Here is a 10,317-nt window from a genome sequence, read left to right as displayed (position 1 = left end):
CACGCACCCGACGCCCCGGCCCCGCCCGGTTCAAGGAAGTGACTTTCGTGGCTGACGACGACAAGTACGTTGAATACCTCAAGCGGGTCACGGGTGAACTCCGGCAGACCCGCCGCAGGCTGCGCGAGGTCGAGGACCGCAGCCGGGAGCCGATCGCCGTCGTCGCGATGAGCTGCCGCTTCCCCGGCGACATCCGTTCGCCCGAGGACCTGTGGCGGCTCGTCGACGAGGGCCGGGACGCCATCGGCCCACTGCCTCAGGACCGGGGCTGGGACATCGCCGACCGGTACGACCCGGACCCGGACCGGCCCGGCACGTTCTCCACCCGGGAGGGCGGCTTCCTGCGCGACGCCGCCTCCTTCGACGCCGCCTTCTTCGGCATGAGCCCCCGCGAGGCCCTCGCCACCGACCCGCAGCAGCGCATCCTGCTGGAGGCGTCCTGGGAACTCCTGGAGCGCGCCGGGATCCGGCCCCGGACCCTGCGCGGCAGCGCCACCGGCGTGTTCGTGGGCGCGGCGACCTCCGGTTACGGACAGGGCCCGGTCGAGGTGCCCGAGGACGTGCACGGCCTGATGCTCGCCGGGAACGCGACCTCGGTCGCCTCCGGCCGTATCTCCTACGTCCTGGGCCTGGAAGGGCCGGCCGTCACCGTCGACACCGCCTGCTCCTCCTCCCTGGTCGCCCTGCACTGGGCGGTGCAGGCCCTGCGGGCCGGCGAGTGCGACCTCGCGATGGCCGGCGGCGTCGCCGTGATGGCCACCCCGGGCCTGCTGTTCGAGTTCAGCAGGCAGCGCGGCCTCGCCCCCGACGGACGCTGCAAGGCCTTCGCCGACGCCGCGGACGGCACCGGCTGGTCCGAGGGCGTGGGCCTGCTGCTGGTGGAACGCCTCTCCGACGCCCGCCGCAACGGGCACCCCGTGCTGGCCGTGGTCCGCGGCTCCGCCGTGAACTCCGACGGCGCCTCCAACGGTCTGACCGCGCCCAACGGGCCCGCCCAGCAGCGCGTCATCGAGCAGGCCCTCGCCAACGCCGGGATCACCGCCGCGGACGTCGACGCCGTCGAGGCGCACGGCACGGGCACCACCCTCGGCGACCCCATCGAGGCCCAGGCCCTGCTCACCACCTACGGCCGTGCCAAGGACGCCGAGCATCCGCTGCACCTGGGTTCCCTGAAGTCGAACCTCGGCCACACGCAGGCGGCGGCCGGCGTCGCAGGCGTCATCAAGACCGTCATGGCCCTCCGGCACGGACGCCTGCCGCGCACGCTGCACGTGGACCAGCCGTCCACGCACGTCGACTGGGACGCCGGTCACGTCCGGCTGCTCACCGAGGCCGCCGACTGGCCGCTCACCGAGGGACGTCCCCGCCGCGCCGCCGTCTCGTCCTTCGGCATCAGCGGCACCAACGCCCACGTCGTCCTGGAGGCCGCGCCCTCCGAGACCGACAACGCCGAGAAGAGCGAGGCCGAGGGGACCCCGCGGAGCGAGGAGGCGGGTCCCGCCCCCGAGACCGCCGTACGGCTGCCGCTGGCGCCCTGGCTGCTGTCCGCGCGCAGCGCCGAAGCGCTGCGCGCCCAGGCCGACCGCCTCCTCGAGCACGCCGACGCCCACCCCGCCGACGACCCGCACGTCACCGCCCGCGCACTCGCCGGGACGCGGCAGGCCTTCGAACACCGGGCCGTGGTCCTCGCCGAGGACACGGCCGGCGCCCGCGACGCCCTGCGCGCCCTCGCCGCGGGGGAGGAGCACCCGGACGTCGTGACGGGCCGCACCCTGCGCGGCGCGACCGCGTTCCTCTTCTCCGGCCAGGGCGCCCAGCGGCCCGGCATGGGCCGCGAACTGTACGACGCGTTCCCCGCGTTCGCCCGCGCCTTCGACGAGGTCTGCGCCCATCTCGACCCCGAACTGGGGCTGAGCCTGAAGAAAGCCGTCCTCGACAGCGCCCCGGACGACGAGGCGCTGCGGGAGACCGGCCTCGCCCAGCCCGCCCTGTTCGCCGTCGAGGTCTCCCTCTACCGCCTGCTGGAATCGTGGGGCGTCACGCCCAAGTACGTTCTCGGGCACTCGCTGGGCGAACTCTCCGCCGCCCACGTCGCCGGCGTGTGGTCGCTGCCCGACGCCTGCCGGCTCGTCGCCGCCCGCGGGCGGCTGATGCAGGCCCTGCCGCGCGGGGGCGCCATGGTCTCCGTCGAGGCCGCCGAGGACGAGGTGACCGCCCTGCTCGCCGCACACGGCGACGCCGTGTCGGTCGCCGCCGTCAACGGCCCGCGCGCCACCGTGATCTCCGGTGACGAGAGCGCCGTCGAAGCCGTCGCGTCCGCCCTCGCGGCCCGCGGCCGCACCACCCGCAGGCTGCGGGTCTCGCACGCCTTCCACTCGGCACGCATGGACGCCGTCCTGGACGACTTCCGGGCCGTGGCCGAGAGCGTCACCGCGCACACCCCGCGCCTGACCGTCGTCTCCGACCTCACCGGACGTCCCGCCACGGCCGAGGAACTGGCGTCGGCCGACTACTGGGTGCGCCACCTGCGCCACACCGTCCGCTTCACCGACGGCGTGGACTGGCTCGCCACCCACGGTGTCACCCGCTACCTGGAGATCGGCCCCGACGCCACCCTCAGCGCGCTCGCCCGGACCGCGCTGCCCGACGACAGCGCCGACCGCCTCTGCGTGCCCGTGCTGCGCAAGGACCGCCCCGAGTCCCGCACCCTGCTCGCCGCGGTCGCCGCCGTCCACGTCCACGGCGCCTCCGTCGAACCGGAGGCCCTGCTCGGCAGCGACCCGGCCGACCCGCGGGTCGACCTGCCCACCTACGCGTTCACGGGGGACCGCTACTGGCTGCGCCCCTCCCTCGGCACCGGCGACGTCACCGGCGCCGGGCTCGTCGGCGCCGGCCACCCGCTGCTCGGGGCCGTCGTCCGCGTCGCCGACGACGACCGGGTCCTGCTCACCGGACGGCTGTCCACCCGCGCCCAGCCCTGGCTCGCCGACCACACCGTGTCCGGCACGGTCCTGCTGCCCGGCGCCGCGTTCGTCGAACTCGTGCTGCGCGCCGGCGACGAGGTCGGCTGCGGTCTCCTGGACGACCTCACGCTCGAAGCCCCGCTGGCGCTCCAGGACGCCTCCGGCGTCCAGCTGCAGATCGCCGTCGGCGCCCCCGACGCGGACGGCCGCAGGCCGGTCGCCGTGCACTCCCGGGCCGACGCCGACGACGACGGCCCCTGGACCCGGCACGCCACCGCCGTCCTCGCACCGGCGCCCGCCGCGCCCGAGGCCGAGCCCGTCGCCTGGCCTCCCGCCGACGCCCGCAGCGTCCCCCTGGACGGCTTCTACGACGCTCTCGCCGTCCAGGGCTACCAGTACGGCCCCGCCTTCCAGGGCCTGCGGGCCGCATGGCGGTCCGGCGACGTCTGGTACGCCGAGGTGACCCTCCCGGAGGACCAGCACCGCGACGCCGCCCGCTTCGGCCTGCACCCGGCGCTTCTGGACGCCGCCCTGCACGCCCAGCTCGCCGGTGCCGACGCCGACGCCGACGCCGGCGACGACAGCGGGGGCGGGGGCGGTGGCGGACGGCACGGCGTGGGCCTGCCGTTCGCGTTCAGCGGCGTCACGCTGCACGCCGTCGGCGCCACCGGGCTCCGGGTCCGCCTGGAGCGCGGTCCTTCCGGCGCCGTGAGCCTGCAGCTCTCCGACGGCACGGGACGCCCCGTCGCGACCGTCGGCTCCCTCGTCAGCCGCCCGGTCTCCCAGGTCACCCCGCACACCTCCCGGCCCGCCGACGGCGCCCTGTACGCGGTGCGCTGGACCCACACCGCCCTGCCCGACACCGCTGCGGCCGACCTCGCTCCCGACGCCGACGGTCTGCGGCTCGCCGGCGACGATCCGGCGGACCTGGTCCCCGGCCGGCCGGTGCTCGGCCCCGACGACGGCGCCCCCTCGGCCGTGGTCCTGCCGTGCGTCTCCGCGCCCGACGAGACCCCGGCCGGCATCGCCGGCCGCGTCCTGACCGGCCTGCGGACACTGCTGGCCGATCCGCGCACCGACAGCGCCCCGATCGTGATCGTCACACGCGGCGCCGTCGGCGCGGTCGACGGCGAGGACGTCACCGACCTGTCCGCAGCCGCCGTCTGGGGCCTGGTCCGTTCGGCCCAGACCGAGAACCCGGGACGCGTCGTCGTCGCCGACGTCGACGACACCGCCGCCTCCCGAGCGGCCCTCGCGGCCGCCGTCAGCACCGGGGCGACTCAGTTCGCCCTGCGCGACGGCATGCTGCTCACCCCCGCGCTGACCCGAATCCCCGCGCTGACCAGAACCCCGGCAGCCGATCCGGCACCCGTCTGGGACGCCGAGGGCACGGTCCTCATCACCGGCGGCACCGGCGCGCTCGGCGCGCTGGTCGCCCGCCACCTGGTCGCCGCGCACGGCGTGCGCTCCCTGGTGCTGACCTCCCGAAGGGGCGCCGAAGCCCCCGGCGCCCGCGAGCTGACCGACGAACTCACCGCCCACGGAGCCGTCGTACGCGTCGAGGCGTGCGACGCCGCCGACCCGCGAGCCCTGGCCGACCTCCTCGGCACGCTGCCCGCACAGCGGCCGCTGCGCGCCGTGGTGCACACCGCCGGCGTCCTCGACGACGGCGTGTTCGGCTCGCTCACCCCCGACCGGCTCGCCGCCGTGCTGCGGGCGAAGGCGGACGCCGCGCTCACCCTGCACGAGGCGACCCGGGACGCCGACCTCACCGCTTTCGTCCTGTTCTCCTCGGCCTCCGGGCTGCTGGGCGGCGCCGGACAGGCCAACTACGCCGCCGCCAACACCGTCCTGGACGCCCTGGCCCAGCACCGCCGCGCCATCGGTCTGCCCGCCACCTCGCTGGCCTGGACGCTGTGGGACCACGACAGCGGCATGACCGGCGGGCTCGGCGAGGACGGCCGGCGCCGCATCGCGGCCTCCGGACTGCCCGCCCTGGACCCGGACCGGGCCCTGCGCCTGCTCGACGAGGCGCTCGCCGTCGGCGAGCCGCTGCTCGCGCCGCTGCGCACCGACCTTGCCGCGCTGCGCTCCGCCGCCTCGTCCGGACGGCTGCCCGCCCTCCTGCACGGCCTCGTACCGGCGGCCCCGGCCCGGCGCACCGCCCGCGCCGCGGACGCGGACACCTCCGCACTGAGCCGCCTCCTGTCCGGCCTGTCCGCACCCGAACAGGAGCGCCACCTGCTCGAGTTGGTCCGCCGCCACGCCGCCGTGGCCCTCGGCCACGGCTCGGCCGGCGCCGTCGACGGCGAACAGTCCTTCAAGGACCTCGGCTTCGACTCCCTGAGCTCCGTCGACCTGCGCAACCGCCTCAACGCCGAGACCGGACTACGGCTGCCGGCCACGCTCGTCTTCGACCACCCCCGCCCCACCGCGCTCGCCCGTCACCTCGTACGCGAACTCGCGGGAGTCACCGAGGAGTTCGCCACCACCAGGACCGCGGCCGAGGAGGACGACCCGGTCGTCGTCGTCGCCATGGCCTGCCAGTACCCCGGCGGGGTCACCTCCCCCGAGGACCTGTGGCGTTTCGTCTCCGAGGGCGGGGACGCCATCGGCGCGTTCCCCACCGACCGTGGCTGGGACCTGGACCGCCTGCCCGGCCTGGAGGCCGGATTCCTCTACGGCGCCACGCACTTCGACGCCTCCCTCTTCGGCATCGCACCTCGCGAGGCGCTCGCCATGGACCCCCAGCAGCGGCTGCTGCTGGAGACCTCCTGGGAGGTCTTCGAACGCGCCGGGATCGATCCCCTCTCCCTGCGCGGCAGCGGCACCGGCGTCTACGTCGGCGCGATGGGCTCCGGCTACGCCTCCGGCCTGGCCGACATCCCCGAAGGCATGGAGGGCTACATCGGACTCGGCGTGTCCGGCAGCGTCATCTCCGGCCGCGTCGCCTACACCTTCGGCCTGGAGGGGCCGACCATGACGGTCGACACCGCCTGCTCGTCCGCACTGGTCGCTCTGCACCTCGCCGCCCACGCCCTGCGCCAGGGCGAGTGCTCGATGGCCCTGGCCGGCGGCGTCACGGTCATGGCCACCCCCGGCACCTACACCGAGTTCACGGCCCAGAACGGGCTGGCGGCCGACGGCCGTTGCAAGGCCTTCGCCGCCGGCGCCGACGGCACCAGCTTCTCCGAGGGCGTCGGCATGCTCCTGCTGGAACGACTCTCCGACGCCCGCCGCGAAGGCCACCCCGTCCTCGCCGTGATCCGCGGATCCGCCACCAACCAGGACGGCGCCTCCAACGGCCTGACCGCCCCCAACGGCCCCTCCCAGGAGCGCGTCATCCGACAGGCGCTGGCCTCGGCCGGCCTCTCCCCGTCCGACGTCGACGCCGTCGAGGCGCACGGCACCGGAACCACCCTCGGCGACCCCATCGAGGCCCAGGCGCTGTTCGCGACCTACGGTCGCGAACGCGACGCGGAACCCCTGCTGCTGGGATCCGCGAAGTCCAACTTCGGTCACACCCAGGCCGCCGCCGGCGCCGCGGGCGTCATCAAGATGGTCATGGCCATGCGCCACGGCGAACTGCCGCGCACCCTGCACGTCGACGAGCCCTCCCCGCACATCGACTGGTCCAGCGGCGCCATCGAGCTGCTCACCGAGGCCCGTCCCTGGCCGGCCCGCCGCGACCGGCCGCGCCGCGCGGGCGTGTCCTCCTTCGGGATCAGCGGCAGCAACGCCCACGTCGTCCTGGAGGAGCCGCCCGCAGCCAGGCCCGCCGCCGAACGGGCGGCGCCCGCCGCCGTGCCCCGGGTGCACCCCCTCTCCGGGCACACCCCGGACGCACTGCGTGCCCAGGCCGCCCGGCTGCACACCCACCTGCTGCGCCACGAGGACGACCCCCGCGACCTCGCCCGCACCCTCGCCGTCGCCCGCCATCCGCACGCCCACCGCGCCGCCGTCGTCGCCGGGGACCGCACGGAACTCCTGGCCGGGCTCGCCGCCGTCGCCGCCGGCGAGCCGGACGCCCGTACCGTCACCGGCACCGCCGGCGGCGCACGGCTCGCCCTCCTGTTCAGCGGACAGGGCGCCCAGCGCCCCGGCATGGGCCGCGACCTGTACGACGCACACCCCGTCTACGCGCGCACCTTCGACGAGGTGTGCGCCGGACTCGACCTCCACCTCGACGGACCGCCGCTGCGCGATGTCGTCCTCGCCGCCCCGGACAGCGCCGAGGCCGCCCTGCTGGACCGCACCGCCTACACACAGGCCGCCCTCTTCGCGTACGGCACCGCCGCCCACGCCCTCGTCCGGTCCTGGGGCGTGCTGCCCGACGTGCTCGCCGGGCACTCCATCGGCGAACTGACCGCCGCCCACGCCAGCGGAGTCCTCGACCTGACCGACGCCTGCGCCCTGGTCGCGGCCCGGGGCAGGCTCATGCAGAGCCTGCCCGAGGGCGGCGCCATGGCCGCCCTGGAGGCGACCGAGGACGAGGTGCGGCCCCTGCTGGAGGACCGGTCCGACCGCGTCGCCGTCGCCGCGGTCAACGGACCGGTCTCCGTGGTCGTCTCCGGCCAAGCCGAGGACGTGGAGGCGATCACCGCCGAGTTCGCGGCCCGCGGCCGCAAGACCCGACGACTGCGGGTCAGCCACGCCTTCCACTCGCCGCTGATGGACGCCATGCTCGACGAGTTCCGCGCCGTCGCCGCCCGCGTCCGCTTCCACCACCCCACCGTCCCCGTCGTGTCCAACGTGACCGGCGACCTCGCGGCCGGCGACGACCTGACCACCCCCGACTACTGGGTGCGCCACGTCCGCCGGGCCGTCCGCTTCGGCGACACCGTCCGCACCCTGGAGGCCGACGGCGTCACCCTCGCACTCGAACTCGGCCCCGACGCCACCCTCACCACCCTGGTCCGAGGCGGCCTCAGCGCCTCCGCTGCGGTGACCGCCGTACCCCTGGTGCGCCGCGACGTGCCCGAGGGCCGCTCCGCGCTGCTCGCCGCCGCCACCCTGCACGTACACGGGCTCGGCGACGTCCCGGCGCCGCCGGCCGACGCCGCGGCCCGGCCCGTGCCCCTGCCGACGTACGCCTTCCAGCGCGAGCGCTTCTGGCTGGAGGCGTCCGCGCCGGCTCCCGCCGCGGCCGGCCAGGAGGCCGCGTTCTGGAAACTCGTCGAGGCGACGGACGCCTCGGCCCTCGCCGAGCGCCTCGCGGTCGACCCCGACGCCCCGCTCAGCGCCGTCCTGCCCGCCCTCGCCGCCTGGCGCGGCGAGGACCGCAGGCAGGCGGAGATCCAGGGCTGGGAGCACCGTGTCGTGTGGCGGCCCACCACGGAGAACGCCGCCACGCCCGCCGGCACCTGGGTCCTCGCCGTCCCGGACCGGCTCGACGGCGGAGCCTGGGCGACCTCCGTCGCGGACGCGCTCACCGCGCACGGCGTCCGCGTCCGTGTCCTGCCCGTCGACTGCGCCACCGTCGACCGCACGGCCCTGGCAACCGCCCTGGGCTCCCTGCGCGAGGACGGCGACGGGCCCTGGACGGGCGTGCTGTCGCTGCTCGCCGCCGACACCGCCGCAACTCCCGGACTCGACGCCGTCCCGGCCGGTCTCGCCGCGACCGCCGCCCTCGTCCAGGCCCTCGCCGACGGAGCCGCGGGTACCGACGCGGTGCGCCTGTGGGCGCTCACCGCGGGCGCCGCCGGCGTCCTCGGGACGGAGGCGCCCGTCGTCCCCGAACAGGCCGCCGTGTGGGGCCTGGGCCGTACCGCCGCCCTCGAACATCCGCAGCTCTGGGGTGGGCTGGTGGACCTGCCCGCGGGCACCGACGCCGCCGTCGCGGGCGACGTGGCCCGCCGCCTGGCCGCAGCGCTCGCCGATCGGGCAGGCGAGGACCAGATCGCCGTACGGCCCGCCGGCACGTTCGTGCGCCGCCTCGAGCGCGTCCCGGCCGGCGCGCCTGTGGCGGCCGCGCCCGACTGGTCCGGCACCGTCCTGCTCACCGGGGCCACCGGCGCGCTCGGTCTGCGCACCGCCGTCTGGCTCGCCGCGCAGGGCGCCGGCCGCATCGTGGCCGTCAGCCGGTCCGGCCCGGGTTCCGACGGCGCCTCCCGCCTCAAGGACGCGCTCGCCGACTCCGGCACCGAACTGGTCCTGGCCGCCTGCGACACCGCCGACCGCGACGCGCTCGCCGCACTGCTCGCCGAGCACCCCGTCGACGCCGTCGTGCACACCGCCGGCGTGCTCGACGACCGGCTTCTCGACGGCATGGACGCCGCAGCCCTGGACCGCGTCCTGCGGCCCAAGCTGGCCGCCGCGCGCCACCTCGACGAACTGACGCGTGGGCGCGAACTCACCGCGTTCGTCCTGTACTCGTCGATCTCCGGCACCCTCGGCACCATCGGCCAGGCCAACTACGCGGCGGCCAACGCCTGTCTGGACGCCCTGGCCGAACAGCGCAGAGCGGCCGGGCTGCCCGCCACCTCGCTGGCATGGGGGCCGTGGGCGGGCGGCGGCATGGCCACCGCCGACGCCGACGCCGAGAACCGTATGCGGCGCGGCGGCATCGACCCGCTCGACCCCGAGCGGGCGGTCGACGCCCTCGGCCGGGCCGTCGCACGCACCGACGCCGTCCTCGCCGTCGCCGACATCGACTGGGCACGTTTCGCGCCCGGCTTCACCACCTCCCGGCCCAGCCCGCTGCTCTCCGGACTCCCCGAGGTCCGTGACCTGCACGCCCGCCGCCCGCAGAGCGCCACGGGCGCCCCGCAGGCCCTGCGTGAACGGCTCGCCGGACAGTCCGCGGCCGAACGCGAACGCACCCTGACCGGCCTGGTGCGGACCGAGGCCGCGGCAGTCCTCGGCCACACCGGCACCGACCGGGTCGGCGCCTCCACGGCGTTCAACGCCCTCGGCTTCGACTCGTTGATGGCGGTCGAGCTGCGCAACCGGATCGGCGCCGCCACCGGCCTCGCCCTGCCCGCCACCCTGCTGTTCGACCAGCCGAGCGCCACCGCGCTCGCCGCGTATCTGCGGGGCCGGCTCTCGGACGACGCCGAAGGCTCCGAGACCGTCCTCGCCGGCCTCGACTCCCTGGAGGCCGCCCTGGCCGCACTGGCCGACGACGACGCCCGGCGCGACCGTATCGGCGCCCGGCTGCAGTCGCTCCTCACAGGTTTCACCGGCTTCACCGGCGGCCCCGCCGTCGCCGTCCCCGCCACCGGCGGTGACGACGTCAGCGACCGGATCCAGTCCGCCGGCGCGGACGAGATCTTCGACTTCATCGAGAACGACCTCGGCATCTCCTGACGGCGCGGCCAAGGGACCTGAGAACGGGTGACAACACATGAGCGAT

General features: G+C 76.2%; 1 protein-coding gene. It reads left to right on the top strand.

What is annotated here, in order from left to right; all coding sequences use genetic code 11:
* Positions 1-47 precede the first annotated feature (47 nt).
* Positions 48-10,271: a type I polyketide synthase gene (locus OHS82_RS06580; protein ID WP_328433480.1), complete on the top strand. Its 10,224-nt coding sequence runs from the start codon at positions 48-50 to the stop codon at positions 10,269-10,271.
* The last annotated feature ends 46 nt before the right edge of the window (positions 10,272-10,317 follow it).

This window comes from Streptomyces sp. NBC_00425, from assembly GCF_036030735.1.
Lineage (GTDB): Bacteria > Actinomycetota > Actinomycetes > Streptomycetales > Streptomycetaceae > Streptomyces.
This window is presented reverse-complemented; position numbering and strand designations above follow the sequence as displayed.